Origin of the sequence: Actinomycetospora sp. NBC_00405, assembly GCF_036044095.1 — a bacterium.
Classification (GTDB): domain Bacteria; phylum Actinomycetota; class Actinomycetes; order Mycobacteriales; family Pseudonocardiaceae; genus Actinomycetospora; species Actinomycetospora callitridis.
On the sequence record NZ_CP107938.1, the window covers coordinates 3,580,767 to 3,607,402 of the forward strand.

The 26,636-nt window shown below is 75.1% G+C and carries 18 protein-coding genes; 8 read left to right on the plus strand and 10 right to left on the minus strand.

Annotated features, from left to right (window positions below; translation table 11 throughout):
• Positions 1-149: 149 nt before the first annotated feature.
• Positions 150-1,466 carry an MFS transporter gene (locus tag OG774_RS17655; protein WP_328302775.1) on the plus strand — a complete coding sequence of 439 codons (1,317 nt, stop codon included), beginning with the start codon at positions 150-152 and terminating at the stop codon, positions 1,464-1,466.
• A gap of 6 nt (positions 1,467-1,472) precedes the next feature.
• Here the strand turns inward: OG774_RS17655 and OG774_RS17660 are convergent, their stop codons facing one another.
• Entirely contained in the window at positions 1,473-2,513 is a 1,041-nt protein-coding gene (locus OG774_RS17660; RefSeq protein ID WP_328311007.1) for a LacI family DNA-binding transcriptional regulator, read from the minus strand.
• A 179-nt stretch (positions 2,514-2,692) separates the two neighbouring features.
• Here OG774_RS17660 and OG774_RS17665 point away from each other — a divergent pair, with 179 nt between their 5' ends.
• Positions 2,693-5,359, plus strand: coding sequence for a LuxR C-terminal-related transcriptional regulator (locus OG774_RS17665; protein WP_328302777.1), 2,667 nt, complete (start codon positions 2,693-2,695; stop codon positions 5,357-5,359).
• A gap of 1 nt (position 5,360) precedes the next feature.
• Here the strand turns inward: OG774_RS17665 and OG774_RS17670 are convergent, their stop codons facing one another.
• The 6 genes from OG774_RS17670 to OG774_RS17695 form a co-directional block, all read right to left on the minus strand.
• A complete protein-coding gene (locus OG774_RS17670) occupies positions 5,361-7,481 on the minus strand; it encodes an Hsp70 family protein (protein ID WP_328302779.1) in 2,121 nt (706 codons plus the stop codon).
• Positions 7,482-7,608: 127 nt separating this feature from the next.
• Complete coding sequence (locus tag OG774_RS17675; protein WP_328302781.1) at positions 7,609-9,081, minus strand: dynamin family protein; 1,473 nt, start codon at positions 9,079-9,081, stop codon at positions 7,609-7,611.
• A gap of 245 nt (positions 9,082-9,326) precedes the next feature.
• Positions 9,327-11,549: a dynamin family protein gene (locus tag OG774_RS17680; protein ID WP_328302783.1), complete on the minus strand. Its 2,223-nt coding sequence runs from the start codon at positions 11,547-11,549 to the stop codon at positions 9,327-9,329.
• Positions 11,546-11,779, minus strand: coding sequence for a hypothetical protein (locus OG774_RS17685; RefSeq protein ID WP_328302785.1), 234 nt, complete (start codon positions 11,777-11,779; stop codon positions 11,546-11,548). Before OG774_RS17685 ends, OG774_RS17680 begins: the two co-directional genes overlap by 4 nt.
• A gap of 124 nt (positions 11,780-11,903) precedes the next feature.
• On the minus strand, positions 11,904-13,370 hold the full coding sequence (locus OG774_RS17690; protein WP_328302787.1) for a hypothetical protein: 1,467 nt from the start codon (positions 13,368-13,370) through the stop codon (positions 11,904-11,906).
• Positions 13,371-13,645: 275 nt separating this feature from the next.
• Positions 13,646-14,794, minus strand: a complete 1,149-nt coding sequence (locus tag OG774_RS17695; RefSeq protein ID WP_328302789.1) for a lysylphosphatidylglycerol synthase transmembrane domain-containing protein — start codon at positions 14,792-14,794, stop codon at positions 13,646-13,648.
• Between the two features lie 221 nt (positions 14,795-15,015).
• Between OG774_RS17695 and OG774_RS17700 the strand changes: the two genes are divergently transcribed.
• The 4 genes from OG774_RS17700 to OG774_RS17715 are packed head-to-tail and all read left to right on the plus strand — an operon-like array spanning position 15,016 to position 18,481.
• On the plus strand, positions 15,016-15,378 hold the full coding sequence (locus OG774_RS17700; RefSeq protein WP_328302791.1) for a hypothetical protein: 363 nt from the start codon (positions 15,016-15,018) through the stop codon (positions 15,376-15,378).
• A complete protein-coding gene (locus OG774_RS17705; protein WP_328302794.1) occupies positions 15,375-16,076 on the plus strand; it encodes a hypothetical protein in 702 nt (233 codons plus the stop codon). Before OG774_RS17700 ends, OG774_RS17705 begins: the two co-directional genes overlap by 4 nt.
• A gap of 17 nt (positions 16,077-16,093) precedes the next feature.
• Complete coding sequence (locus OG774_RS17710; RefSeq protein ID WP_328302796.1) at positions 16,094-16,981, plus strand: hydroxymethylglutaryl-CoA lyase; 888 nt, start codon at positions 16,094-16,096, stop codon at positions 16,979-16,981.
• Between the two features lie 27 nt (positions 16,982-17,008).
• Entirely contained in the window at positions 17,009-18,481 is a 1,473-nt protein-coding gene (locus tag OG774_RS17715; RefSeq protein WP_328302798.1) for an aldehyde dehydrogenase, read from the plus strand.
• Between the two features lie 56 nt (positions 18,482-18,537).
• On the opposite strand, the gene OG774_RS17720 is transcribed toward OG774_RS17715, so the two are convergent.
• A complete protein-coding gene (locus OG774_RS17720) occupies positions 18,538-20,130 on the minus strand; it encodes a TROVE domain-containing protein (protein ID WP_328302800.1) in 1,593 nt (530 codons plus the stop codon).
• A gap of 342 nt (positions 20,131-20,472) precedes the next feature.
• Positions 20,473-20,967 carry an Lrp/AsnC family transcriptional regulator gene (locus tag OG774_RS17725; RefSeq protein WP_328302802.1) on the minus strand — a complete coding sequence of 165 codons (495 nt, stop codon included), beginning with the start codon at positions 20,965-20,967 and terminating at the stop codon, positions 20,473-20,475.
• A 128-nt stretch (positions 20,968-21,095) separates the two neighbouring features.
• On the opposite strand from OG774_RS17725, the gene OG774_RS17730 reads away from it, so the two are divergent.
• Both OG774_RS17730 and OG774_RS17735 read left to right on the plus strand, forming a co-directional pair.
• Entirely contained in the window at positions 21,096-23,432 is a 2,337-nt protein-coding gene (locus tag OG774_RS17730) for a transketolase-like TK C-terminal-containing protein (RefSeq protein WP_328302804.1), read from the plus strand.
• A 155-nt stretch (positions 23,433-23,587) separates the two neighbouring features.
• Entirely contained in the window at positions 23,588-25,027 is a 1,440-nt protein-coding gene (locus OG774_RS17735; protein ID WP_328302806.1) for a lipase maturation factor family protein, read from the plus strand.
• On the opposite strand, the gene OG774_RS17740 is transcribed toward OG774_RS17735, so the two are convergent.
• Entirely contained in the window at positions 24,979-26,634 is a 1,656-nt protein-coding gene (locus tag OG774_RS17740) for a phytoene desaturase family protein (RefSeq protein ID WP_328302808.1), read from the minus strand. The genes OG774_RS17735 and OG774_RS17740 overlap by 49 nt on opposite strands.
• Between the last annotated feature and the right edge of the window lie 2 nt (positions 26,635-26,636).

Below are 26,636 nucleotides of genomic sequence, written 5' to 3' on the forward strand. Positions count from 1 at the left end.
GACCGGTCAACGACGTCGCTGCACTTCGCGAGCCTGAAGCGGTTCAGCATCATCGACAGCCGCCGACCTCTTGTGACGCGGACGACCTCTCCTTACGTTGCCTCGCTAATACGTTTCAATCGCCGACCGACGACGACGAGGAGATCCGGATGTCCACGACACCGGAGACGGAGACCGGTCCCCCCGGGGACGACGGCACCATCACCAAGCAGCAATGGAGGTGGACCGGCCTGGCGGGCATGGCGTCCTACCTCGACGCCGGCTCGATCGTGGCCCTCGGCTCCGGCCTCGCGGTGTTCCAGGAGGAGTTCGGCCTCTCCGACACCGGCGTCGGCGTCCTCGCGGCCATCGGCCCGAACGCCATCGGCTGCGCGATCGGCGCGTTCGTGGGCGGACGCCTCGGCGACAAGCTCGGGCGCAAACGGATCTACAAGTGGGACCTGCTCGTCTACGCCCTCGGCATCGCGCTCATCGCCCTCGCCGTCAACCCCGCGATGCTCTTCGTCGGCACGGTCATCGTCGGTGTCGCCGTCGGCGCCGACGTGCCCACCTCGTTGGCCCTGGTCGGTGAGCTCGCGCCGAACAAGGGGCGGGCCCGACTGCTCGGGTTCACCCAGGTCTCCTGGTACGTCGGACCGGTCGTCGTCCTGCTGCTGGCCTTCGCGCTCGACCCCTTGGGCCTGCTGGGCACCAGGATCGTGTTCGGCAGTCTGTTCGTGGTCGCGATCATCACCTGGGCACTCCGCCGAGGGATCGCCGAGTCCGCGCGCTGGCAGTCCGCGAGCGAGCTGCCCGGCAACGCCGCGCAGCGGGTGCGGGCCCTGTTCCGGGGCAACCACCTCAAGGCGCTGCTCTACACCGGCACCTTCTACACGTTCTGGAACCTCGCGGCCGGTACCGCCGGCATCTTCACCCCGTACATGGTCGAGACCATCGGGGCCGGCTCGAACGCCGCGGGCGTGGCGCTGTCCTGCCTCGGTTTCGCGGCCGGCATCGTCGGCACGCTCGCGCTGTTCATGCCGTTCTACGACCGCAGCCACGGCATGCGGAAGGGCCTGTTCGCGCTCGGCGCCATCATGCAGATCTGCTCGTACGGCCTGTACCTGGTCATCGACTTCACCATCCCGAGCGTCATCGCCAGCGTCCTGCTCTTCTACGTCGGCAGCGCGGTCGCCGGCGAGGCCACGTACAAGGTCACCAGCCAGGAGCTGTTCCCGACCATGCTGCGTGGTACCGCGCAGGGATTCACCTTCGGCGTCGCCCGGGTGGTCCTCGGCGTGTTCAGTCTGGTCGTCCCGCTGCTGTCGGCGATCGGCATCGTGCCCGTGGCCCTGCTGCTCACCCTGTTCCTGCTGATCAGCGGGATCGTCGGCTACCTCGCCATGCCGGACACGACCGGGAAGTCGCTGGAGCAGATCGAGGCCGAGCGCGCCGACCCCGTCAGGGCGGTCCCGACCGCCCCGTGAGCCCGGTCAGGCGGACACGGTGCGTCCGGGGACGAGCGTCGAGGAGCGCACCACGAGCTCGGGGGTGAAGACGACGTGTCGGTGCTCGTGCTCGGAGCCCGTGGCCACCTCGTCGAGGAGCAGCTCCACCGCGGTCCGGCCGAGTAGCTCGCGCGGCTGGGCCACGGACGTCAGCGGCACCGCCGCCGCCTCGGCGAACTCGATGTCGTCGTAGCCCACGATCGCGAGGTCGTCGGGGACGCTCAGCCCCCAGTGCACGCTCCGCTGCAGTAGCCCCAGGGCGAGCAGGTCGTTGGCGCAGAACACCCCGGTCGGCCGGCGACGGGACGGCAGGCCCGCGAGCCGCTCCCCCGCGCGGCGCCCCTCGGCGACCGTCAGCCCGGTGGTCTCCATGACGACGAGGTCGTCCGGATCGCGCCCGGCACGCGCGAGGGCGCTACGGGCACCGGAGATCCGGTCGGCGACCTGTCCCAGCGCGGTGGGCCCGCCGACGACCGCGATCCTCTCGTGGCCGAGCTCGAGGAGGTGTCCGGCCGCCAGCGCACCGCCCACGACATCGTCGACGGTCACCGAGCAGTGGGTCGGACCGGCACCGCGGTCGACGACGACGACCGGGGTGCCACGCTGCGGCAGCTGTTCCAGCCGCGGATCGGCGGCGTCGACGGGGGTGACGAGCACCCCCTGGACGCGCTGCTCGGCCAGGAGCTCGAGATAACGGGCCTGACGGCCGGTGTCGCCGCCGCAGTCGCAGAGGTACGTCGCAAGACCCGCGGTGTCCGCGGCGCGCTGGACACCGGCGGCGACGTCGGTGAAGAAGGGGTTCGCTGCGTCGAGGACCACGAAGGCGAGTGTGCGACTGCGACCCGAGCGGAGATGGCGCGCCGACTCGTTGCGCACGAAGCCCAACGACGCGATCGCCGTCTCCACACGCCCACGCGTCGCGGCGCTGACCCGCTCGGGCCGGTTGAGCACGTTCGACACCGTCCCGAGCGACACCCCGGCCCGGGCCGCGACGTCCTTCATGCTCGGCGCACCCACACGACCCATCATGCCGTCGCTGCCGGTCGCCGGTGCGACCGCGGCCGCGGCCGCGCAGGAACGTTAGGTGTTACCCGCGGTTACCTTCATCGGGTCAGCAGTACTACGTAAGAGTGTCGTGATCCCTTCCGCCCCCACGTCGCCTTCGCGACACTCCCGGTACCTGCGGCCCGGAGGGAGGCGCGAGCATGCCCGAGAGCCGACCACTGGTCGGGCGATCGGAGGCGATCGCGGCTGCCGTCGCCGCCACCCAGGACGACCGGCTCGCGGCCGTCGTCATCGGCGGCCCTCGCGGGGTCGGCCGCACCCGGCTGGCGCGCACCGCCCTGGCCGGCATGACCCACGGAGCGGGCGCGGGCCGCTGGCGCCCGTCGAGCGCGATGACCGGGCAGGCCACCCGGGACATCCCCCTCGGCGCCCTCGGCCACCTGCTGCCGGACCTCGACCCGGCGCTCACCGACACCGCATCGCTGCTCCGCGAGGCCCGCCGCCTGCTCGTCGGCGCCGGGCCGAAGCACCTCGTCGTCGTCGACGACGCCCACCTCCTGGACACCACCTCCGCGGTCCTGCTCGCCCAGCTCGCGCGCGCCGGAGAGATGTTCCTGCTGCTCACGGTGCCCACCGGCGCGGTGTCCCCCGAGCCGCTGCACGCGCTCTACCGCGACGGGCTCGCCACCCGGCTCGAGATCACCGAGCTCGATCGCGCCCAGTCGGACCACCTCGTGAGCAGCACGCTCGGCGGCCACGTCGACGGTGTCACGCTCGACCGCTTCTGGGAGCTGTCGCTGGGCAACCCCCGGTTCCTCTGCGAGCTGGTCGACGGCGCCCGCGACGAGGGGGCGCTGCGGCGCGCCGGCTCGGTGTGGCGCTGGGACCCGCCGCGCCATCCACCGCGGCGCCTGATCGAGCTGCTCACCGACCGCCTGGGCGGTCTCGCGCCCGCCGAGCAGGACCTCATGCGCACGCTGGCGTTCGGCCAGCCCCTCGGCTGCGAGGTCGTCAACCAGATCTTCCCGGACGACACGCTCGCGCGGCTCGAGGCGGAAGGGCTGATCACCTCGACGCGCGACGGGCGCCGGTTGGACGTGGCGCTGACCCACCCGCTCTACACCGAGCTCCTGCGCAGCCGGGCGACGCCGCTGCAGGAGCGCGAGGCCTACCGGCGGCTGCGCACCGCGCTCGAGGCGTCGGGCTCCCGGCGCGCGGGCGACCGGTACCGGATGCTGGCCTGGCGCGCCGCCGAGGGTCTGTCCATCGATCCGGCCGAGCTGCTCGCCGCCGCCGACGGCGTCTCCGACCACGAGCCCCGCACCGCCGAGCGCCTGCTGCGCGCCGCCGCCGACCAGGGCGCGGGCGGGGAGGTGCTGTGGCGCCTCGGACGCCTCCGGGTCGCGCTCGGCCGGTTCGACGAGGCCGAGGCCGCGTTCGCCACCGCCGCGAAGCTCGCCGAGGCCGGCCCCGACACCACCACGACCGACGACCGCCCCGGCGAGCCCCTCCCGGACCCGGTCCTCGTGGCCACCGCCCGCGCCCGGAACCTCTACTGGGGCCTGCGCGACGAGCCCGGCGCGCGCGCCGCCGTGACGGCCGCGCTCGCCGCGGCCGAGGGCAGCGCGACCGACACCGACGCCGGGTCGTCCCCGCTCGCGGTCGCCCTGCGCGGCTTCCTCGCCCTGCTCGCCCACCGGCCCGCCGACGCGCTCGCCGAGGTCACCCCGGTGCTCGACGGCCCGGACGGCGACCCGGCGACGACCGCGGCCCTCGCCGTCGCCGCGATCGCCCAGGTGCAGCTCGGGCGCACCGAGGACGCGGTGCCCCTGGCCGTCCGGGGCCTCGCGGCCGGCCCTGACCCGACCGGCGGCTGGCTGACCGTCGAGCTGCGCTCGGCGCAGTGGAGCGCGCTCCTCGCCACCGGCCGCCTCGACGACGCCGAGGAGCTCGCCCGGGCGTGCCACGCCGAGGCGGCGCCGGGCGGGGTCGGCGAGCACGTCGCGCTGTACGTCACCTGGCTGGGCATCGTCGCGTCGCGGCGCGGGCGCCTGCAGAGCGCGGTGCGCCTCCTGCACGAGGCCGCGTCCGGGGTCTCGTCGCGCCGTTTCCCGTACACGGTGCCGCTGGTCGGCGAGCTCGCCGTCGCCCTGGCCGGCCTCGGGCGCACGACGGAGGGCCAGGACGTGCTCGCCGAGGCGCACGGGGTGCCGGGCGGGCCGCTCACGGGATGGCTCTGGGCCGCGCAGGTGTGGATCGCGGGGGTCGAGGGCCGGGTCACCCGCGCCACGGAGCTGGCCGGCGAGGAACGCCCGGCGGCGTCACCGTCGGACCACCTGCGCGCCCTGCACACCGCGGTGCGCCTCGGCGTCGGCCGGCCCGTGCTCGAGGCCATCGAGCGGGTGGCCGCGACCGTCCAGGGCCCGTTCGCCGTCGCGTGCGTCGCGCACGCGCGGGCACTGGCGGCCGGCGACGGCGCGGGCCTCGACGAGGCCGCCGGGCGCTTCGCCGAGCTGGACCACCTCCTGCTCTCCGCCGAGGCCTACGCCCAGGCGTGCTCGGCGCACCGCGCGGCCGGGCACACCGGGGCGGCGGGCTGGTCGGCGTCGCGCAGCCGGGTGGCGGCGTCGTCGTGCGAGGGGGCCGACACGCCCGCCTCGGGGCTGCTCGAGCGCACCGGGGAGCTCACCCCGCGGGAGGCCGAGATCGCGGCGCTGGCCGCGGGCGGGCTCACGAGCAAGGCGATCGCCGACCAGCTGGTGATCTCGGTGCGCACCGTGAACAACGTGCTCCACGCGGTGTACGCCAAGCTCGGGATCGCCCGCCGCGGCGACCTGCCCGAGGCGCTCGGTCTCCGTCCCTGCTGACCTACCCCCCGCTGGGTTCCGGCGTCGGGTCGCAGCACGTGGTGCCGCCGTCCGTGGTGCCGCCGTCGGTGGTGCCGCCGTCGGTGGTGCCGTCGGTGCTGTGGCCCGGCTCGGGCGGGCGCCAGGTGCCGCCGTTGTTGTTGTTCGACCCTCCCGTGCCGCCGCGACCGGACCCACCGGTGCCGCCCGAGCCCCCGGCCGACCCCGACCCGCCGGCCGAACCCGACCCGCCGGTCCCGCTCGACCCGCCGGTCGCGGGCTCGTCCACCGGCTCCGGCGGCGCGGTCGTCGGCAGCGGGGTCGGGGCCACGACCACCGACGGGGTCGGGGCGGGCGGGAGGGGGGCCTCCGCCGACAGCGAGCGGTAGGCGAACGTGCCGCCGCCCGCGAGCGCGGCCACGAGCACCACCGCGCCGACGATCAGGGGGAGCCGGCGGCGCGATCCGCCGGACGACGACTCGTCGTCGCCCGACCGGCCGCCCAGCGACGGCGGCGGCGCCCCGCGTCCGCCGGTCCCGCCCTGGCCACCCTGGCCTCCCTGCCCGCCCTGGGTCGGGGGGCCCTGGCTGTGGACGGCGGCGGTCGCCCCGGTCGGGGCCGGGCCCGGACGGGCCGGCACGGTGCGTGTCGGCCCGGTGTAGGTGGGGCGCAGAGCGGTCGGACCGGTGTACGTGCCGCCGGCGCGCGTCGCGGCGGCGGGCGAGGACCCGGTCCCGGCGTTCATCGCCCCGGTGCCCGCGCCCGCGGCGCGGAAGGCCCCGGTGCCCGGCCGTCCACCTGGCGGCCGGCCGTGCGTCCCGGTGGGCGACACCGTGGAGAAGCCACCCGTGGAGGAGGGCCGGGGGCCCGCGACGATCGGGATCATCCCGGAGTTGGTGCCCGATCCCCCGCCGTGGGCGGCCGCGGCCGGCGTCGACGCCGGGCGCCCGCTGCCGCCGACCGGGATGCCACCGGCCGGCGTGCGCGGACCGACGCGGGGCACCGGGGTCCGGAAGGGCGCCCCGGACGTCGGGAACACCGACGTGTGCGCCGGGCCCGGCGCACCCGGACCGGCGGCGCGGGCCGGCGGCTCGGCGAGCGACGCCGCGCCGAGGACGATCGCGTGCTTGGGGTGCGCGTCGACCGACGTCGGACGCCCGAGCTCGCCGGAGACCATCTGGGAGACCAGCGGGATGCGCGACGACCCGCCGACGAGCAGCACCGTGTCCACCTGCTCGGCGGAGATGTCGGCCGACTCCAGGGCGCGCTGCAGCGAGGCGATCGTCGACGCCACCGAGGGGCGGATCATCGTCTCGAACTCGCCACGGGTCAGGCGGACCTCGGTCTGCAGCGACGGCAGGAGCACGGGGATCGTCGCCTCGGTGTCCGAGGAGAGCGCCTCCTTGGCCAGCACGCAGTCCTGGCGCAGGCGCACGATCGCGCTGGTGGCGGCCGGGTCCGAGAGGTCCAGCGCGGAGACCGCGCCGTCGAGGGAGCGGTCGACGTGGCCGAAGACGGCCTCGTCGAAGTCGACACCGCCGAGGCCCTCGACGCCCTCGGGCGCCCCGAGGATCTCGAAGCCGCCGCCGGTGGTGCGCAGGACGGTGGCGTCGAACGTGCCGCCGCCGAGGTCGTAGACGGCGACGGTGGTGCCGTCGGCGATCCGCTCGTTCGCCGCGTAGTGCGCGGCGGCGGCCTCCGGTTCGGTGATCATGGTGACGTCGGACAGCCCGGCCGTGCGCGGGACCTGCTCGAACAGCTCCCGCTTGTACGGACCCCAGTTCGCCGGGTGGGTCAGCCGCACCGCGACCGGCGGGCCGCCCTCCCGCTCGGAGATCTGGGCGACCACCTCGCGGAGCTGGGCGGCCATGAGGTCGCCCGCGGAGTACGGCGTGCCGCCCAGCAGGACGGGCATCGGGTCGCCGAGGCGGCGTTTGACCTCGCGCGCGACGCGGTCCGGTTCCGTGGCCGCGCGGCGGTTGGCCGCGTCGCCGGTGAGGACGCCGCCCTCGGCGCGCATGAGGATGACGGAGGGCATCGCGGTCGACCGGTCGCCCAGCGGCGCCATCTCGACATGCCCCTCACGGACGACCGCGGCCGCCGTGTAGGTCGTGCCGAGATCGACCCCCAGCCCGTACGCCACCGGAACCTCCCCAACGACCGCCACCTGACCTCGCGGTCCACCGTCGCCCCTGACGGTCCTCCCGTCATGAGCAGCTGACTACTCCCTATCGCCGACGACCCGTCGGGCGTTGCTCATCTCCCCCGGCTCACCCCACCGCCCGTCCCGGCGGACCGCTGCGCTGGGCGCGCTGCAGGATGCCCTCGCAGGTCCGGGCCAGGACCCGGGCGGCGTCGCGGACGTCGCGCCCCGACGCGGGGTGCTCACCCCGGCGCCGCCAGCGCCCGAGGCTCGCGTTCGCCGCCCGCACGACCTCCTCCGGGCGCGCGTCGAGCGTGAGACCGAGCCGGATCGCCGGGCCCGGCCCGTCGCTGCCGAGCAGGCGCTCGGCGTCGGCGCGCTCGTCCTCGGCCAGCGTCACCGCGCCGGTGTGCAGGCGGTCGAGCAGGCGGATCTCGGCGAACTCGTGCGCCCCGGCGGTGATCTGCTCGATCTCGCCGCGCAGCGCCGAGGCCGACGCGATCGGGTACCGCCGGACGGCGCGCTCGACCGCGGTCAGCGCCGACTGGGCGCGCAGGACGTCGGCGCGCCCGGCCAGGCGGGTCATCAGGGACTCCCGGAGCGGCCCGAGACCACTGCGGGTGATCAGCTCCCGGGACAGGCCCCCCGCCGTGGTCACCGTGCCCTCGCGCAGGAGGCGTACGCACAGGCGCAGGCCGTACAGCCCGTAGCGGTCGAGCAGCGCGGCGCGCCGGGCCGGCTCGAGGCCGACCTCCGACTCCGCGCGGGCGAACCGTGACGCGGTGAGCAGCAGCCGGTCGACGTCGGCCTCGGGCGCGGTGGCCAGCACGCCGAACGCACGGAACTCGTCCTCGCGCAGCGTCACCGCGCTCGACGCGAGCAGCCCGGCCACCGGGATGACCGTCTGGCACAGCCCGCGGATCCGCTCGTCCTCGCGGTAGCGCGCGGCGATGGACGCGGCGCTCTCGAGCGCGTCGGGCCGGGCGTGCCCGACCTCGTCGGCCCGGGCCAGGATCCCGATCGTGTTCAGCGGGCGGCGGTCGGTGGGGTCGTCGCGGAACGCCTCGAGGAAGTGCACGTCCGACGCGTGGACGTGCCGCATCAGGTAGATCACCGCGTCGGCCTCGGCCGCGCCGTCCCCGCCGGGCGCCAGCGCCGCCTCGGTCTTGCGGGAGAGCTCGGCGCTCAGCGAGTCGAGGCCGGGGGTGTCGATCAGCGTCATCAACCGGAGCGCCGGCGACGGCCAGTCGACCAGCAGGCGGTCGACGTCGCCGGACCCCAGGCGCCCGAGGTCGATGTCGAGCAGGCCCCCGGTCGGTCCGGGGGGCAGCTGGCGGCGGCTGCCGTCGCGCAGCTGGGCCTGCACGCGGTAGGTGTGACCGTCCCGGAACCACGTGACGATCCGCGTGCACTCCCCGGCGTCCGTGGCCGCGAGCTCCTGCCCCACCATCGCGTTGAGCAGCGTCGACTTCCCGGCCTTGATCCGTCCGGCGATCGCGACCCGGAGCGGCTCGTCCAGCCGGCGGGCGGCGCGGTCGAGACCCGCCGCCGCGGGGCCGCCCTGGTAGAGGCCCGCGACGTGGCGCACCAGGCCGCGCACACGGTCGAGCAGCTGCGGTTCGGCGGGCGCCGGGGGCGGGCCCGGCCGGGACGGGGTCGGTCGGGGTGGGATCGGTCCGGGTGGGATCGGTTTGGGCGGGACGCCTCGCGCGGGCGTCCCGGGGCCGGGGACGGAGCGGGGGCCCCCGACGGGCGGGGGCACGTTCCGCGGCGGCGGACCGGGGCGGCCGGGCGGACCCGGCGGGCCCGGCGGACCCGGCGGGCCCGGCGGCCAGGGGCGCCCGCTCACGAGATCCTCCCGGCGGGTTCACGACGGGGCTGCCCCGGAGCGGTGCGGCGGAGGTGCTCCCCCAGGTCGTCGACGCGGGCCCGCACGAGGCCGAGCGACTCGAGGTCCTTCTCGATGCGCTCGCGGGCACCGGTGTCGGTCTTGCCCGCCTGGACGGCGGACTGCGCGGCCGCGAGCGCCGCGGTGGACGAGCGCTGCAGTTCGGCGACGCGCCCGGTCCACGCGGTCCGCAGCTCCCGCTGGACGTGGCGGATCGAGTCGCGGGAGTCCTTGCCGACCTGGTTGATGAAGTCGTCGACGTACTTGCGGACCCCGGCCTTCGCGTCGGTGCGCCGCTTCTCCAGCGCCTTCTTGCGGTCCTCACGGACGCCGAAGAAGCCCATGGCACCACCGACGAGCAGGCCGGCGGCCATCGGGATCCCGAGACCGGCCATATTGGAGATCATCGTGAGCATGATGACCCCGCCGAACACCTTCTGGAGGAGCGGCAGCTTGATGCTCTGACGCAAGCCCGAGGGGGCGAACTCGACGTCGAGGGCCAGCCGCGCCATCGTCTCGTGCGGGGCGTCGACCGCCCTCGCGGTGATGCGGGACTGCTCCATGTCGAGGTGCCGCTCGACGTCGACCGCCACGTCCTTGGCGCGCCGGACGAAGAGCGCGTAGTTCTCCATCGCCTCGGTCGCGAGCCGGCGGCGCAGCCAGTCGGTGAACTCCTCCCAGTTCTTCGCCGGATCCCCCTCCTCGATGGTCTCCTCCGCCTCGCGTTGCACGGCGCGGGCACGGGTGCGCAGGTCGAAGTCGATGTTCGAGGTGATGTCGGCGAAGCCGTCGGTGAGCACCGACTGCCACTTCGTGCCCTTCTCGCGCAGACCCTCCGCCCGTTCCTTGGCGGCGGTGAGCTGGGCGACCAGGGCCTCCTGACGGGCCGGGTCGACGAGCGCGTCGCGCCGGGCGCGGGCCGCCGCCTCGAGCTGACCGAGCGCGGACGTCACCTGGATCATCACCGACCGCACCGCGATGTGGGCGGCCTCCTCGCGGACGCGCTGGAGGCGCGCGACGAGCTGCGGGGCGCCGGATTCCTCCTCCAGCTCCTCGTCGCGGTGGGCACCGGCGAGCATCCGGAGCTCCGAGGAGAACCCGAAGATCTCCAACCGCACCCCGGCCCGCTGCAGGTGCGCGCGGTTGCGCTCGAGGATGCGGGTCCAGTGCGGGTACAGGTCGGTCTTCGTCAGCACCATGATCACGGTCGGGCAGAGCTCCGCGACCGCGTGGAGGAAGCGCAGCTCGGCGTCGGTGAGCTCGCGGGAGGCGTCGCTGACGAACAGGCACGCGTGCGACCGGGGCAGGTCGGCGACAGCGCTCTGGTTCGGCCCCCCGAGGCCTCCGACGCCCGGGGTGTCCACCAGGACCAGCCCGTCGGCGAGGAACGGCCGGTCGATCCCGACGGTCACCGACGTCAACCGGCGCGTGTTGCCGGGGTTGCCCGACTCGGAGGCGTACGTCGCCACCTCGGCCGGCGGGATGCTCTCGGTCCAGCCGGTGCCCCCCGACCCGGGCAGCGCCTCGAAGGTCGCGCTCGCCGTGGGCGCCGCGGCGTGCCGGACCTCCGTCGGCACCGCCGTGGCGATGTCGTCGTCCACCGGGCAGATCGGGAGCCCCACCAGGGCGTTGACCAGGGAGCTCTTGCCCTGCTTGAACTCGCCGACGACCGGGATGCGCACCGAGTTGTCGCTCAGCAGCGTCCGGGCCGTCCGCAGCCGCGCGACGAGGTCGTCGCGCTCGTAGGCGGTCGCCGCCTTGATCGCCATGTCCACGGTGTCCATGGCGTGCTTCGCGGCGGCGCTCGGGGCCTGTTTCGCGGGGGCCGCCGGCTTCGCGGGCGCGGCGACCTTCGGCGGGGCGGCGACCTTCGGCGGGGCGGCGACCTTCGCCGGGGCGGGCGTGGCGGCGGGCTCGGCGGCGGGCTTGGGTGTGGCCGCGGGCTTCGCGGCGTGCGTGGCGGCGGCTTCGGGCGCGGCGCCCTTGGGTGTGGCGGCCTTGGGTGTGGTCGGCCGGACGGCCGGCGGCGGGGTGGCCTCCTTGCGGCGGCGGGTCTCCTCGCGGGCCTCCCGGGCGGCCGCGGCGCGCTCGAGCGCCTCCGCCCGTGCCTTGTCGGCCTTCTCCTGCATCGCGCGCGCGGCGTCGGCCGGGTCGGCCCCCGTCCGGTCGTCGGCGCTCATCGCACGATCCCGTCGGGATGGCCGGGATCTGCCGGCGGGGAGTCGGGGAGCCCGGCGCGGAAGATCGACGGTGCCGTGTCGGGGTCGTCGGTCGTGACCGTCGGGACGGCCGCGTCCGGCGCCGTCTCGCCCCAGGCGTCGCGCAGGCCGAGATCGTCCGAGTCGTCGCGGAAGATCGATCGACGACGACGACGCGCGGGGTGGGCGTCGTCGGCTCCGGGGTGGGTCACCCGTTCCTCCTCGTGAACGGCCGAGCTCGACCCCGCCGGGATCGGCGGTGTCGGGTGGATCAGCGAGGGACGTGCCGTAGCCCCGGCCGGGTCACCCCGGCCGGGGCCACGCACATCGGGACCGTCAGCTCACGCCGGCGAGGTCGGAGTCGCTGCCGGAGGAGTCGCCGCTCCCGCCGTCGTCGCCACCGCCGTCGTCCGACGAGGACTCGACCTGGGACACCGGCTCCGGGTCGGGCTCCGGCTCCGGCTCGGGCTCCGGCTCGGGCTCCGGGGTGGTGGCGACGGGCGTCGTCTCGACCTCGTCGCCGCCCGACGTGGGGCCGCCCGAACCACCCGACGACGTGCCGTCGTCGCCGCCGCCTGCCGACGGGGCGTTCCCGCCGGTGAAGACGGGGCCCTCCGGCTCTGTCTCGGGCTCCGGCTCGGGCTCGGGCTCCGGGGTCTGCACCGGCGTCTCGTCCACCGGTGGGTCCGTCGGCGTCGGCAGCGGCTCCTCCGTCTCGCTCACCGGCTCCGTCTCCGGCTCCGTCACGGGGGGCGTCACCGGCTCCTCGGTCTCGCTCACCGGCTCCGTCTCGGGCTCGATCTCCGGCTCCGTCACGGGGGGCGTCAGCGGCTCCTCGGTCTCGCTCACCGGCTCCGTCTCCGGCTGCGTGTCCGGCTCCGGGGTCGGCGTCGGCTCCGGCGGCTCCTCGCCCCGGGCGTCCTCCGGCATGTAGGGGCCGTTCGGGTCGGAGTCGGTGCCCTCGGGGTTGTTGACCGGGTCCCAGCCGCTCGGGTTGTGCTCCGGGTTGTAGCCGTGGGGGTAGTAGACCGGGTGCCAGCAGTAGGGCTGGGCGACCGGGTTCCAGCAGTACGGCTGTGCGGTCGGGTGGAAGCAGTAGGGCTGGATCTCGGGGTTCCAGCCGTAGGGGTTGTAGTCCGGGTGCCAGCAGTGCGGGTTGTAGTCCGGGTGGAACCCGTCGGGGTTGCGGTCCGGATCCCAGCAGTGCGGCTGGTGCTGCGAGTTGTAGCCGCAGGGGTTGTAGTCCGGGTGCCAGCAGTGCGGGTTCTCGTCCGGGTGGTAGCCCTCGGGGTTGTGCTCCGGGTGGTAGCAGTGCGGCTGGTACTCGGGGTGGTACCCGCACGGGTTGTGCTCCGGGTGCCAGCAGTGCGGGTTGTGGTGGGGGTGCCACTGCCACTGGTCGCCGCCGTCCCAGCCCTCGCTGGGGTGCCAGTCGTCGGGGAGGTCGTAGACCTCACGCCACCGGATCAGGATCGCGCACGCGGGCGGGCAGCCCTGGCCGTGGTCCCAGCACCAGTAGTCCTCGACCACGTCGATCTCGGCGGCCGGCTCCTCGGGCGTCTCCGGCTCCTCGGGCTCCTCCGGGGGCTCCTCGCCGTCGACCGGCGGCTCCGGGGTCTCGGGGGTCTCCGGGGTCTCGGGGACGTCGGTCGGTGTGCCGTCGGTGACGTCGTCGGGGGTCTCCGGGGGGAACGGCCCCGGGTTCGTCGTCGCCGGATCGGGGACGGGGGTCTCGAGGGGGGCGCCCGCCGCCACGGGGCCGGGGGTCACGCCGGCCGCGGCCGGGCTCACAGGAGTGGTCATGTCGGTTCCCTTCGGCTCGGGTGCGGACCGGGGGTCCGACCGAGGTGCTCGTCGGTGATGGGAACCAGATTGCGGGCCTGCGGGTCCCGGGTCATGAGCACGTGGGTACTCGACTGCGGTGCTCGTGAACGGGCCCGGTTACTCACCCGACGGGGCCGCACCATGCAGGAGGTGGGGTTCTCCCCCCACGGCGGCGGGGGTGTGCCCGCCACGACGGTGCCCGATGACTCGGGTGGCATTGCTCAGAGGGCCGCGCGGGAGGCCGGCGCAGGAGATCAGCGCAGGCGACGGGAGCCGTGCGGGGAGATCGCGTCCGAGTCCTCGGACGACGCGTCCGTCACCGCAGGCGTCTCGGCCGGGGCGTCGTCGACCGTGTCGGCCGTGGCCGTCGGGGTCTCCTTGGCGTGGATCACGAACCAGGCGACCCAGCCGGCGGCGGCCACGCCCACGAAGCTCACCAGGCGGTAGAGCAGCACGGCGGCGAGCGCGGGGTGCGACGGCACACCGCCCGCGACGAGCGCGGCCAGCAGGGCCCCGTCGACGAGCCCGAGGCCGCCGGGCAGGAACGCGGCGCTCGAGGCGGCAGTGGCCGCGGCGTAGGCCAGCAGGACGAGCGCGAGGGTCATGCCCTCGGCGCCGACGGCCGCGCAGCACGCGGCGAGGCACGCGATGTCGAGGATCCAGTTGGCCAGGGCGGCGGTGCTGACGACGGCCCGCCCACTGCCGCGGAGGTCGATCAGCTGCAGGCCCGCGATCTGCTCGGCGAGCTCGCCGACGCCGGTCTCCCGCGGGCGGTGACGCACACGGTTGACGAGGCGCAGTCCCCAGGTCCCCGCGGGTACGAGCAGGCCCGGGCGGCGGGCGATGACCACGACGCCCGCGCCGAGCGCCGCGACGCCGACGATCTGCGCGATCAGCCACGGGAGCGAGGTGGCCCGCCCGCCGACGACCAGCGCGGAACCGAGGGCGATGGCGGCGAGGGCCAGGCTGGCCGCGACGCCGCCGGCGACCATCGTCCACGTGGTGGCGGGCGCGCTGGCGCCCCAGGCGCGGCGGCGCTTGTAGGTGTAGGCCGTGGAGAGCGCGGCGCCGCCCGGCACGGTGAGGTGCAGGGCGTTCGCGGCCAGGGTGGCGAGCGTGACCGCGCCGAGCGAGACCCGCACCGAGGCGGCCACGAGCAGGCGGTGGTGGAGCACGGAGAACGCGACGAGCGCGCCGGCCTCGGTGGCGACCGCGAGGACGACCCACCACGGGTCGGCCCCGATGAGCGCGGCGCCCGCGGCCTCGACCGTCGGCATCACGATGACGACGCCGGTGATCACGACGGCGGCCACGAGGACACCCGTGCCGATGCGCAGGGCCCGGCGGGTGGCCGGGGTGGCGCGTGTCGTGCTCGTCGACCCGGTGGTCACGATCGCGCTCATCCTCCCAGTGTCCTCCTGCCGTACCGATCACTCCCGGGTGACCGTGACGACGCCGCGGCACGCCGGGTGCGACGTGGCGAACACCCGGTCGGTCACGCGGCATCGCCGAGCGGTCCACCCGGGGGTGCGCCCGTGGTGCGGCGGGATCATGCTGCCCGACGGGGTCGCTGCACCGACGCGGACCCCGTCCCGCTGGTCGAAGATCGAGGGGAGACCCGAGGATGACCCGCCGCGTGGACAGCGACCTGCTCCTGGTCGGGAGCCTGCCCGTCGACTCGACCGACGACGGGTTCCGGTGGGGTGCCGACCTGTTCGCCGGCCTGGTCGCCGCCCTCCCGGACGGCGAGTCCGGCGCCCGCGGCGCCTGGGTGGGCTACGACCGCACGACCCTGCTCGAGCCGCACCCCGACATCGCCGTGCTCGCCCCGTCGCCGTCCCCGACGGGGCGGGCGCGGCACGCCTACGACACCGCCCGGCTGACGGTCCGGGACGGGGTCGACGCGCTGCGCTTCGACGATGGCCCCGCGCGGCGGAGACGCTCGCGTCCTACGAGCGGTTCGTCGCGCTGCGCGCCGAGGGGGTGATCCCGCCCGGACTGCGCTTCCAGGTGGGGCTGCCGTTCCCGTCGAGCGTGTTCACGGGTGCCTTCAAGGACGACTACGCCGACAACTGGGCGATCGTCGGGCCGGCGCTCGAGGACCTGTGGGAGCGGTCGGTGGACGACCTGCTCGCCGTGATCCCGGCCGCGGACCTCGCCCTCCAGTGGGACCTCGCCTACGAGGTGATCGACATCGAGGGCGTGGTCGGCTGGACCGACGGGGACGCCTGGGAGCGCTTCGCCGGGCCGTGGTCGCGCCTCGCCCGCCGCGTCCCGGAGGACGTCCTCATGGGCCTGCACCTCTGCTACGGCACGTTCCCCGAGTGGCCGATGTACGAGGCGCGCGACATGGAGCTGATCGTCCGGATGGCCAACCACGCGGTGGCGGACGCCGGACGTCCCGTGGACTGGATCCACCTCGCCGGCCCGCGCTACCTGCGCAGCGAGGAGGACGCGTTCTTCGCCCCGCTCGCCGACCTCGACGCCCCCGACTCCCGGATCTTCCTCGGCATCGTCCTGCCGCTCGACGGCGAGGACGGGCTGCGGCGCCGGCACGCCACGGCGTCCCGTCACCTGACCGACTTCGGCGTCGCCATGTACTGCGGGATGGGGCGTCAGCGCGGCGAGGACCCGATCGCGACGATGCGTGACCACGCCGCGACGGTGGCCGCCGTGCGGGGCTGAGGGGCAGGATCGGTCCCGTGGTCGGGATTGTGGAGGTCAGCCCGCGCGACGGGTTGCAGAACGAGCGGGCGCTGCTGGAGACGGGCGCGAAGATCGAGCTGATCGAGCGGGCGGTGGCGGCCGGCGCGACGCGCATCGAGGCGGTGTCGTTCGTGCACCCCAAGCTCGTGCCGGCGATGGCCGACGCCGAGGCGGTGATGGAGGGGCTGCATCGCGTCGACGGGGTCTCCTACATCGGGCTGGTGCTCAACCGGCGCGGCTACGACCGGGCGGTGCAGGCGGGGGTCGACGAGATCAACGTGGTCGTGCCCGCCTCCGACGGGTTCGCCAAGGCCAACCAGAACTCGACGACCGCGGCCTTGACCGAGGTGGCCGAGGACGTCCTCGCCGAGGCCGCCGACCGCGACCTGTTCGCGTCGCTGACGATCGCGACGTCGTTCGGCTGCCCGTTCGACGGCGAGGTCGACCCGGACCGGGTCGTCGAGGTCGCCCGGCGTGGGGCGGCGGCGGGCGCGAAGGAGATCGCGATCGCCGACACCATCGGCGTCGGCGTGCCCACCCAGGTGCGCACGCTGCTCGACGGGGTTCGCGCGGTGGCCCCCGACGCGCTGATGCGCGCGCACTTCCACAACACCCGCAACACCGGCTTCGCCAACGCCGTCGCCGCGCTGGAGTGGGGCGTCGACTGGCTCGACTCCTCGAACGGCGGGATCGGCGGCTGCCCGTTCGCCCCCGCGGCCACGGGCAACATCGCCACCGAGGACCTCGTCTACCTGCTCGACCGGATGGGCCATCCGACCGGGCTCGACCTCGACGCGCTGCTGCCGATCGCCGGGTTCCTCTCCGACGCCCTCGGCTACCGCGTCCCCGGCCTCCTCCCCCGCGCCGGCACCTTCCCCGGCTGAGCACCCCTCGACAGGAGCAGATCACCAGTGAGCGAGCTCGAGCAGCTGTCCATGCTGGTCGGCGGGAAGCCGACCGGCGCGATCTCGGGGAACACCTTCGAGTCCCAGAACCCCTACACCGGGCAGTCGTGGGCGCTGATCCCCGACGGCGGCACCGAGGACGTCGACGCCGCGGTGAACGCGGCCCGCGCGGCCCTCGACGGCGAGTGGGGGCAGATGACGGGGTTCGCCCGCGCCGCCTGCCTGCGCCGCCTCGCCGACCTGATCACCGCGAACGCCGAGCGCCTCGCCCGCCTCGAGGTCAACGACTCGGGCAAGCTCTACCGCGAGATGCTGGGCCAGCTCAACGGCCTCGGCGGCTGGTACCACTACTACGCGGGGCTCGCGGACAAGATCGAGGGCCAGCAGATCCCCTCGCCGAACCCGAACTACCTCGTCTACACCCGCCGCGAGCCGGTCGGCGTCGTCGCCGCGATCACGCCCTGGAACTCCCCGCTGCTGCTGATGAGCTGGAAGGTCGCGCCTGCGCTGGCCGCCGGGTGCACCGTGGTGATCAAGCCGTCGGAGCACGCGCCGGGCTCGACGCTCGGGTTCGCCGAGCTGATCGCGCAGGCGGGCATCCCCGACGGCGTCGTCAACGTCGTCACCGCGAACTCGGGCTCGGTCGGGGCACATCTCGCCGCGCACCCCGGGGTGGACAAGGTCGCCTTCACCGGGTCCACCGCGACGGGCCGCAAGGTCGCCGCGGCGGCGGCGGAGAACCTCAACCCCGCGACGCTCGAACTCGGCGGGAAGTCCCCGCAGGTCGTGTTCCCCGACGCCGACCTGCAGGCGGCCGCGAACGGCCTGGTGGCCGGGGTGTTCGCCGCGACCGGGCAGACGTGCATGGCCGGGTCCCGGCTGATCGTGCACGCCGACGTGCACGACGAGCTCGTGCGCCTGGTCGCCGAGCGCGCGTCGCAGATCAAGCTCGGCGACCCGTTCGCGGAGGACACCGAGATGGGTCCGGTGGCCAACGGGATGCAGTACGAGAAGGTCGTCGGCTACCTGCGGACCGCCCGCGACGAGGGCGCCACGATCGCCTACGGCGGCGACCCCGACGAGGAGCTCGGCGGCTACTTCGTCCAGCCCACCGTGCTCTCGGTGAAGCCCACCGACACGGTCTTCCGCGAGGAGGTCTTCGGGCCGGTGCTCGCGGCGACGACGTTCACCGACGAGGACGAGGCGGTGAAGCTCGCCAACGACACCCCGTACGGGCTCGCCGGCGCCGTGTGGACCAAGGACGTCCACCGCGCCCACCGGATGGCCGCGCGGATCAAGGCCGGCACGGTGTGGATCAACGCCTACCGCGTCGTCGCCCCCAGCGTCCCCTTCGGCGGCTTCAAGGCCTCGGGGATCGGGCGCGAGAACGGCGTCCACGGCATCGACGCGTACCTGGAGAACAAGTCCGTGTGGGTCGAGCTCACCGGCGGCACGCGCGACCCGTTCACGTTGGGCTGACCGGCCTCCGTGAGCGATGTTCACGGCTATAGCCGTGAACATCGCTCACGTGGGGGTCAGCCCAGGTCGCCGCGGGAGAAGTCGGCGACGAGGCCCGGGGCCGCCGCGTCGAACCCGGCGACGTCGAGCATCCCGCCGTCGGCGGGATCGGCGATCGACACGTCGGTGGCGGTCATGCCGACCACGACGAGCCGGGCGTCGATCCCCGACCGCTCCCGGTACCGCACGAGCGCCTGATGCGGGTGGATCGCGCCCGCCCAGGTCTCGTTGTCGGTGAGCACGACGAACGTGTCGAACGCCCGCCCGGTCTCCCGGGCCCACTCCATCGGCAGCGCGCAGTCGGTGCTGCCGAAGGGCAGGCGGGACACCGCCGTGATCGCGTCGTCGAGGCGCTGACGCGGGCTGATCGCGAGCTCCGTCAGCGCCGGCGCCCAGCCGCCGTCGGCCGAGGTGAAGCCGACGCAGGTGGCGTCGCGCTCGGTGCTCATCGTGACCAGCGCGAGCGCCGCCGACGCCTCCCGCGGCGAGAGCGGGAGCCCGGAGACCGACCCGACCTTCATCGACCCCGACACGTCCACCGCGAGCAGCGTCCGCTTCCCGGATGGCACGACCGTGGTGAACGCCGCGTAGAAGGCGGCGTCGAGGGCGTCGACGATCTCCCGGATCGGCTCCCAGGTCCCGCCCGCCCCGCTCCCGGACGCGTAGGTGCGCAGCGCGACCAGCACCGACACGGGGTGCACGCGCCCCCGGCGCAGGCGGGCCGGGTCGGCGAGCTGCGCGGCCACGGACCGGCGGATGTCCCCGGTCAGCACCCCGAGACGGGTCAGCCGGGGCAGCTGGCGGAGCAGCGCGGTCGGCGGCAGCCCATTCGCGAGCAGCGCCCGCCACACGTCGGGCTCGCCGAGCGCGGCGTCCGGGAGCATCTCCCAGGACAGCCGGTGGTCGATCACCAGCCGGACCCAGGCCGACGCGGTGGTCGCCGCCCGGGCCGCGAGGTAGCCGTGCACGATCTCCGGGGCGTCCTCGCCGGCCTCGTCCTCCACGATCCACCGGAACAGCGCCCGCCGGGCGGGGTCGGTGACCGAGGGGTGGGCGAGGCGCAGCAGGTCGCGGTGCGACCAGCCCTCGCGCTGCCGGTACTTGACGGCCTGGAAGGCGACGTCGTCGACGTCCGGCTCGGTGTACCAGCGCGCGACGGCCCGTCGCAGGCCCCGTCCCCACCCGCGGAACTGCTCGACGTAGCGGGCGAAGAGGAACAGGTGGGTGCCGGTGCGACAGACCGCGGGCAGCGCGTCGAGCGCGCCCCGGCGGCCGGCGTCATCCCCCAGCGCCGCGGCCGCGGCCAGCGCGAAGATCGCCGCGTTCTGCCGCGGCGCCCGTCCGGCAGTCGAGATCGCCACGACCTTCTCGACCAGCCACGCCGTCCGCTCCCGCGCGGCCCGCAGGACCACGGGCGCGTTCTGCGCGGTGAGCTCCCGCGCGGTCGCGTAGTAGGTGCCGCCGTCGGTGCCCAGGGTCAGGAAGCGCAGGACCCGGGTGTCGTCGTCGAGGGCGAACCCGTGACCCCCGGCGGCGTTGGGGATCTGGCGCTCGTCGGCGCGCAGGAGCTGCGACGTGGCGCGGGTCGAGACCGAGGTCAGGGGGTCCATGCGTCGTCCTCCCTGGAGGGCACACGTCCGGCAGGCGGGGTGGGGTGTGGGGACGGGGAGGACGGGCGTGCTGTCGACCACCGGAGGAACACCGGAAGGCCGGCCACGCTCCGCGGTCGTACCGGGAACGCCGATCACCGACGGTCTGCCGGCCCGCCCTCCCCGGGGCGGGCAACTGTCGAGCGCTGTGGCGCGAGGACGGGCGTGGTGTGGCCGCCGGAATCGTGGCGCTCTTCCGGTTGAGCTACGCCGGGACGTCCCGGCGGCGGGGTTCGAACCCGCAACCTCCCCATTTCGAGTGGTCACCGACGGGGCCTCCGGCCCGGACTCGCCACGACGACGCTAGCCCCGGCTGTCGGCGCCGTCCTCCGAATTGGCGCGGCGCGCGAGCAGCGGGTCCAGGCGGAACGGGACGAGCTGGCGCATCACCAGGGCCGTCGACGTCCGCTCCACGCCCGGGACGGCCAGGAGGCTGCCGGCGATCGTGTAGAGCGCGTCGGCGTCGCGGGCGACGACCTGGACGAGCAGGTCGTCGTCCCCGGCGAGACCGACGACCTCGACCACCTCCGGGACGCGGGCGAGCGCCGTCGTCACCTCCTCGAGGCGGCGCTGGTCGACGCGGGTCGTCACGTAGGCCCGCAGCGGGTGGCCGAGCGCGGCGGGGTCGATGCGGCGGCCGAAGGCGCCGAGCACACCGCGGCTCTCCAGCCGGGCGAGGCGGGACTGGACGGTGTTGCGCGCGAGCCCGAGGCGTTCGGCGAGTGCGACGACGGTGGCGCGCGGCTCCTCGCCGAGCGCCTGCAGCAGCCGCGCGTCGATCGGGTCGACGGGTTCCATCCTGCTCACTCCCCACCGACGTCGGGACCGCCGTCGCGACCATAGTGCTCAGCGGCGTCCGCACCGCTTGCGCACGACAGCGCCATGACGAACGCTTCGGGCGTCAATGTGAGACCCGGAGGCCACCGATGACATCCACGCGTCCCGCCCCCGCACCGCTCACCGGCCAGGAGCCGGAGCGTGAGGCGCTGCAGGCGGTGGAGGACCGCGTGCTCTGGCTGTCGACGGCGATCGTCGACCACGCCAACCGGGTGCGTCCCAACCCGGGCGGACTGAAGGTCGGCGGCCACCAGGCGTCGTCGGCCTCGATCGTCTCGATCATGACGGCGCTGTGGTTCCACGCGCTGCGCCCGGAGGACCGCGTGTCGGTCAAGCCGCACGCCTCGCCGGTGCTGCACGCGATCAACCACCTGCTCGGCGAGCTCGACGCGTCGTACCTCGAGACGCTGCGCGAGGCCGGCGGCCTGCAGTCCTACCCGTCGCGCTCGAAGGACCCCGACCCCGTCGACTACTCGACCGGCTCGGTCGGCATCGGCGCGACCGCCCCGATCTGGGGCACGATCGCGCGCCGCTACGCCGAGGGGGTCGGGCAGCGCGCCGGGACGGGACGGCAGTTCTCGCTGGTCGGCGACGCGGAGCTCGACGAGGGCGCGGTCTGGGAGGCCGTGCTCGACCCGATGGTGCGCGAGCTCGGCGAGGTCTGCTGGATCGTCGACTTCAACCGCCAGAGCCTCGACCGCGTCGTCCCCGACATCTCCGCCACCCGGCTGCACGCGCTGTTCGTCGCCGCGGGGTGGCAGGTCATCAGCGTCAAGTACGGGCGGCTGCTCGCCGAGCTCTACGCCAGGCCGGGTGGCGACGCCCTGCGCCGTCGCATCGACGAGATGACCAACCCGGAGTACCAGCGGCTCCTGCGCTGCACCCCGCTCCAGCTGCGCGAACGCCTGCCCGGCGACGGTCCCGAGGGCGAGGCGATCGCCGCGCTGCTCAAGGAGGTCACCGACGGCGCGGTGCACGCCGCGATCCGCAACCTCGGCGGCCACGACCTCGGCGCGCTCGCCGACGCCTACGACGCCATCGACGACACCCGCCCGACGGTGATCTTCGCGTACACGGTGAAGGGCTACGGGCTCGCGACGCAGGGGCACCCGCAGAACCACTCGTCGCTGCTCACCGAGACCCAGATGCGGGCGCTGGCGACGGGGCTGGGCACCGACCTCGACGACCCGTGGGCGCCCCTGCCCGCCGGGCCGGCCGCCGACCTCTGCGCCGCGACCGCCACCCGACTGCGCCGCTCCCCCGCGAACCCGGCGGCGGCGCCGGTGATCCCCGAGGACCTCGATCGCACGCCCACCGGCACCGGCCACACGCAGCAGGCGCTGGGGCGCGCGCTGCTCGACCTCACCCGCTCCGCACCCGAGGCCGCCCGCCGGGTGGTGACGGTCAGCCCCGACGTCACGTCGTCGACGAACCTGGGCGGGTGGCTGAACAAGGTCGGCTCGTGGTCGGCCCACGAGCGCCGCGACTGGTTCGCCGACGACGCCGAGACGATCCTGCACTGGCACGAGAAGCCGAGCGGGCAGCACATCGAGCTCGGGATCGCCGAGACGAACCTCGTCGGGCTGCTCGGCGAGCTCGGCGCGACGTGGTCGCGGTGGGGCGAGCCGCTGCTGCCGATCGGCGTGCTCTACGACCCGTTCGTGGCCCGTGCCCTCGAGCCGTGGGCGTTCGGGATGTACGCGGGCGGGCAGTCGATCCTGGTCGGCACACCGTCGGGGGTGTCGCTGGCGCCGGAGGGCGGCGCGCACCAGTCGATCACCACCCCCTCCATCGGGCTCGAGCAGCCCGGCTGCGTCGCGTTCGAGCCCGCGTTCGGCGTCGAGGTCGGCTGGTGCCTGCTCGACGGGCTCGGCCGCCTCGGGCGCGCGGGCGGCTCGTCGACCTACCTGCGCCTGTCGACTGTGCCCGTCGACCAGAGCCTCGCCGCCGTCCCCACCGACCCCGCGGCCCGCGCCCAGCGCCGCCGCCAGGTCACCGCGGGTGCCTATCTCCTGCGCCGGGCCGCCGGGGCCCCGACGGTGACGATCGCGGTGATGGGCGCGCTGGTGGGCCAGGCCCTCGCGGCCGCGGCGCGTCTCGAGGACCAGGGCCGACCGACCGACGTCGTCGTGGTCACGAGCCCCGACCGGCTCTTCCGTGCGCTGCGGGCCCGCGACGCGGCCACCGGGGCGCACGCCGAGGCGCCGACCTGGATCCTCGACGCCGCGTTCCCCGCCGACCGCGCCGCGCGCCTGGTCACCGTCCTCGACGGCCACCCCCACACCCTCGCGTTCCTGGCCTCGGTGCACGGCGTCCGCGCCTCGCACCTCGGCGTCACCGACTTCGGCCGCTCCTCCGGCCTCGCCGACGCCTGGGCGCACCACCACCTCGACACCGACGCGATCGTGGCGGCGGCCCTCGCCTGATCCCGGCGTGCAAGCCCTGCGTCCACGCTGGCGATCTGACACAGCACGCCGATAGGGCCAGGAAATCCGCCTCGATCATGAGCGCCCGAGGTGGCGCGCATCGACCGGACGCCACGGCGGGTAGGCCTCGGACCTCGCACCCGAGGGGAGGCCCCGTGCCCGACTGGCTCGCCGCGCCCGACTACACGACCGCCCGCTGGGTGGTCCAGCACCTCGTCGCGCTCGTCTACGTCATCGCGTTCACCGTCGCGCTCGCGCAGTTCCGCCCGCTGATCGGCGAGCGTGGCCTGACGCCGATCCCGCGCTTCCTCGCGCGCACGACCTTCCGCCGCCACCCGAGCCTGTTCCACCTGCGCTACTCGGACACGCTCTTCCGGGTCGTCGCCGCGCTGGGCCTCGTCCTCGCCGTCGCCGCGCTCGCGGGGGCCACCGACGTCCTCCCGCTCGGTGCCGGCATCGCGCTGTGGGCCGCCCTGTGGGTGCTCTACCTGTCGATCGTCAACGTCGGCCAGGTCTGGTACGGCTTCGGCTGGGAGTCGCTGCTGCTCGAGGCCGGGTTCCTCGTGACGTTCCTCGGCCCCGCGGACGTCGCCCCGCCCACACCGATCCTCTGGCTGCTCGTCTGGCTGCTGTTCCGCGTCGAGTTCGGCGCAGGTTTGATCAAGCTGCGCGGCGACCGCTGCTGGCGCGACCTCACCTGCCTCGAGTACCACCACGAGACCCAGCCGCTCCCGGGCCCGACGAGCCGGTTCTTCCACCACCTGCCGCGCCCGCTGCACCGCGCGGAGGTGCTCGCCAACCACGTCACCCAGCTCGTCGTGCCGTTCCTGCTGTTCCTCCCCCAGCCGGTGGCGTCGATCGCCGCCGCCGTCGTGATCGTCACCCAGGGCTGGCTGGTGAGCAGCGGCAACTTCGCCTGGCTGAACCTCCTGACGATCACGCTGGCGTTCGCCGCGATCGACGACGCCCGGCTCGGGTGGCTGGTGTCGCTGCCGACGCCCGGGCCCGTGCCGACGTGGTTCGCCGTCGTGGTGATCGCCGTGACGGTCCTCATGCTCGCGCTGTCGGTGTGGCCGGTGCTGAACATGGCCAGCGGCCGCCAGCTGATGAACGCCGGCATCACCCCGGTGCACCTGGGCAACAGCTACGGCGCGTTCGGCTCGGTGACCCGCGAGCGCGAGGAGGTGGTGCTGGAGGGCACCGACGACCCGGACGGGGGTGACGACGCCGATTGGCGCGAGTACGGGTTCCGCGCCAAGCCCGGCGATCGGTACCGGCGCCCCCCGCAGCTCGCGCCGTACCACCGCCGGCTGGACTGGCTGATGTGGTTCGCCCCCCTCGCGCCGCGGATGGCACGCAGCTGGCTCCCGACCCTGCTCGACCGCCTGCTCGAGGCCGACGCGCCGACCCTGCGGCTGCTGCGCCACGACCCGTTCGCCGGCGAGCGGCCGGCCTGGGTGCGCGCGCGGCTCTTCCGCTACCGGTTCACCACCCGCGCGGAGCGCCGCGAGACCGGGGCCTGGTGGCACCGCGAGCTGATCGGGGACTACCTGCCCGCGCGCTCGCGGCCGACCTCCCGGACGTCCGCCCCGTAGACCAGCCGCTGTCCCGCGCGGATCCCGGCGCCGTAGAGCGCGCCGAGACGCCCGCCGCGCGCCAGCGCCGCCCGCGCCGCGTTGGCCCCCGGCGTCCCGTGCACCGCGCCCGCCGGGTGGGCCGTCGCGCCGGCGAGGAAGAGGCGCTCGACGGGGGTGTCGGGGCGCCCGAGGCCGGGCGTCGGGCGGAACACGAGCATCTGGTGCAGCTGGGCGGTCCCGGCCATGAGCGCGCCGCGCACCAGCGACGGGTCGCGGGCCTCGAGGTCGCCGGGCCGGGACACGGCCCGCGCGACGACGCGGTCGCCGAAGCCCGGCGCGTGGCGCTCGATGACCGCGACCATGCGCGCGACCTGCTCGGCGAGCTCCTCCTCCGTGTGCACACGGCGGTGCGGCAGGTGCGTGTACGCCCAGACCGACTCCGTGCCGGGCGGCGAGCGCAGCGGGTCGGCGAGCGTCATCTGCCCGAGCAGCATGAACGGCTCCCGCGGCATGCGGCCGGCGGCGAGGTCGGCGCCGAAGTCGACGAGCCCCGCCACGTCCCCGCCGAGGTGCACCGTGCCCGCCTCGCGGGGCTCCGGCGCGGTCCACGGGATCGGGGAGGACAGCGCCCAGTCGACCTTGAGGATCGCGTCGTCGTACTGGAACCGGGCGAGGTCGTCGACCATCCGGGCCGGCAGGTGCTCGGTCCCCACGAGGTCGCCGAACAGCACCGGCGCCGGCACGTCGGCGAGCACCGCGCGCCGGGCCCGCACCAGCCCGCCGGCCGCGTCCACGACCCCCACCGCCCGCCCGCCCTCGACGAGGACACGCGTGACCGGGCGATGGCACTCCACACTCCCGCCCCGCAGGGCGAAACGGGTCACCAGCGCGTCCGTGATCCCCCGCGCGCCGCCCGCGGGCACCGGGAACCCGACGTCCTGCGCGAGCATCGCGAGCAGCCAGCCGAACGCGGTGCTCGCGGTCTGGTTCACCCCGAGGTCGGTGTGCAGGGCGTTGCCGGCGACGAGGACCCGCGCCCCCTCCCCCGCGAACTCCTCCTCGCCGAACCGCGTCGACGGCAGCAGCAACCGGCGGGCGAGGCGGAGCGCGTCGGGACCGCCGAGCGTCCGCAGCACCCGGGCGGCGTCGCGCACCGGCGGGAACGGCCCGAGGAACGCGGCGAGCAGCGGGTCGCGCAGCCGCTGCCACTCGTCGGCGAGCCGTCGCCAGGCGTCCCCGTCGCCGGGGGCGAAGCGGTCGAGCGACGCCGCGGTGACGTCGACGTCGCGCGAGAGCAGCACGCCCCGGTCGTCCGGCAGGACGTGCGCCAGCGGGGCGGGCGCGTGACGCCACTGGAGCCCGTGTCCCTCGAGGTCCAGCGAGCGGAAGGTGGGCGACACCACGCCCATCGGGTAGAACGCGCTGCCGAGGTCGCTGCGGAAGCCCGGCGCGGTGATCTCCTCGGTGCGCACCGCCCCGCCCGGCCCGTCCGAGGCCTCCAGCACGCGCACCGACCATCCCCGGTCGGCCAGCATGTTCGCCGCCACCAGGCCGTTGTGGCCGGCGCCGACGACGACGGCGTCGACGGTCTCGGTGTCGCTCACGACCAGGTTCTGCGCGGGCATCT

Bases quoted from the DNA above. Each gene is read 5' to 3' on its own strand.
- OG774_RS17655 (WP_328302775.1), top strand. From the start codon at position 150: ATGTCCACGACACCGGAGACGGAGACCGGTCCCCCCGGGGACGACGGC.
- OG774_RS17660 (WP_328311007.1), bottom strand. From the start codon at position 2,513: ATGGGTCGTGTGGGTGCGCCGAGCATGAAGGACGTCGCGGCCCGGGCC.
- OG774_RS17665 (WP_328302777.1), top strand. From the start codon at position 2,693: ATGCCCGAGAGCCGACCACTGGTCGGGCGATCGGAGGCGATCGCGGCT.
- OG774_RS17680 (WP_328302783.1), bottom strand. From the start codon at position 11,549: ATGAGCGCCGACGACCGGACGGGGGCCGACCCGGCCGACGCCGCGCGC.
- OG774_RS17690 (WP_328302787.1), bottom strand. From the start codon at position 13,370: ATGACCACTCCTGTGAGCCCGGCCGCGGCCGGCGTGACCCCCGGCCCC.
- OG774_RS17695 (WP_328302789.1), bottom strand. From the start codon at position 14,794: ATGAGCGCGATCGTGACCACCGGGTCGACGAGCACGACACGCGCCACC.
- OG774_RS17700 (WP_328302791.1), top strand. From the start codon at position 15,016: ATGACCCGCCGCGTGGACAGCGACCTGCTCCTGGTCGGGAGCCTGCCC.
- OG774_RS17720 (WP_328302800.1), bottom strand. From the start codon at position 20,130: ATGGACCCCCTGACCTCGGTCTCGACCCGCGCCACGTCGCAGCTCCTG.
- OG774_RS17725 (WP_328302802.1), bottom strand. From the start codon at position 20,967: ATGGAACCCGTCGACCCGATCGACGCGCGGCTGCTGCAGGCGCTCGGC.
- OG774_RS17730 (WP_328302804.1), top strand. From the start codon at position 21,096: ATGACATCCACGCGTCCCGCCCCCGCACCGCTCACCGGCCAGGAGCCG.
- OG774_RS17740 (WP_328302808.1), bottom strand. From the start codon at position 26,634: ATGCCCGCGCAGAACCTGGTCGTGAGCGACACCGAGACCGTCGACGCC.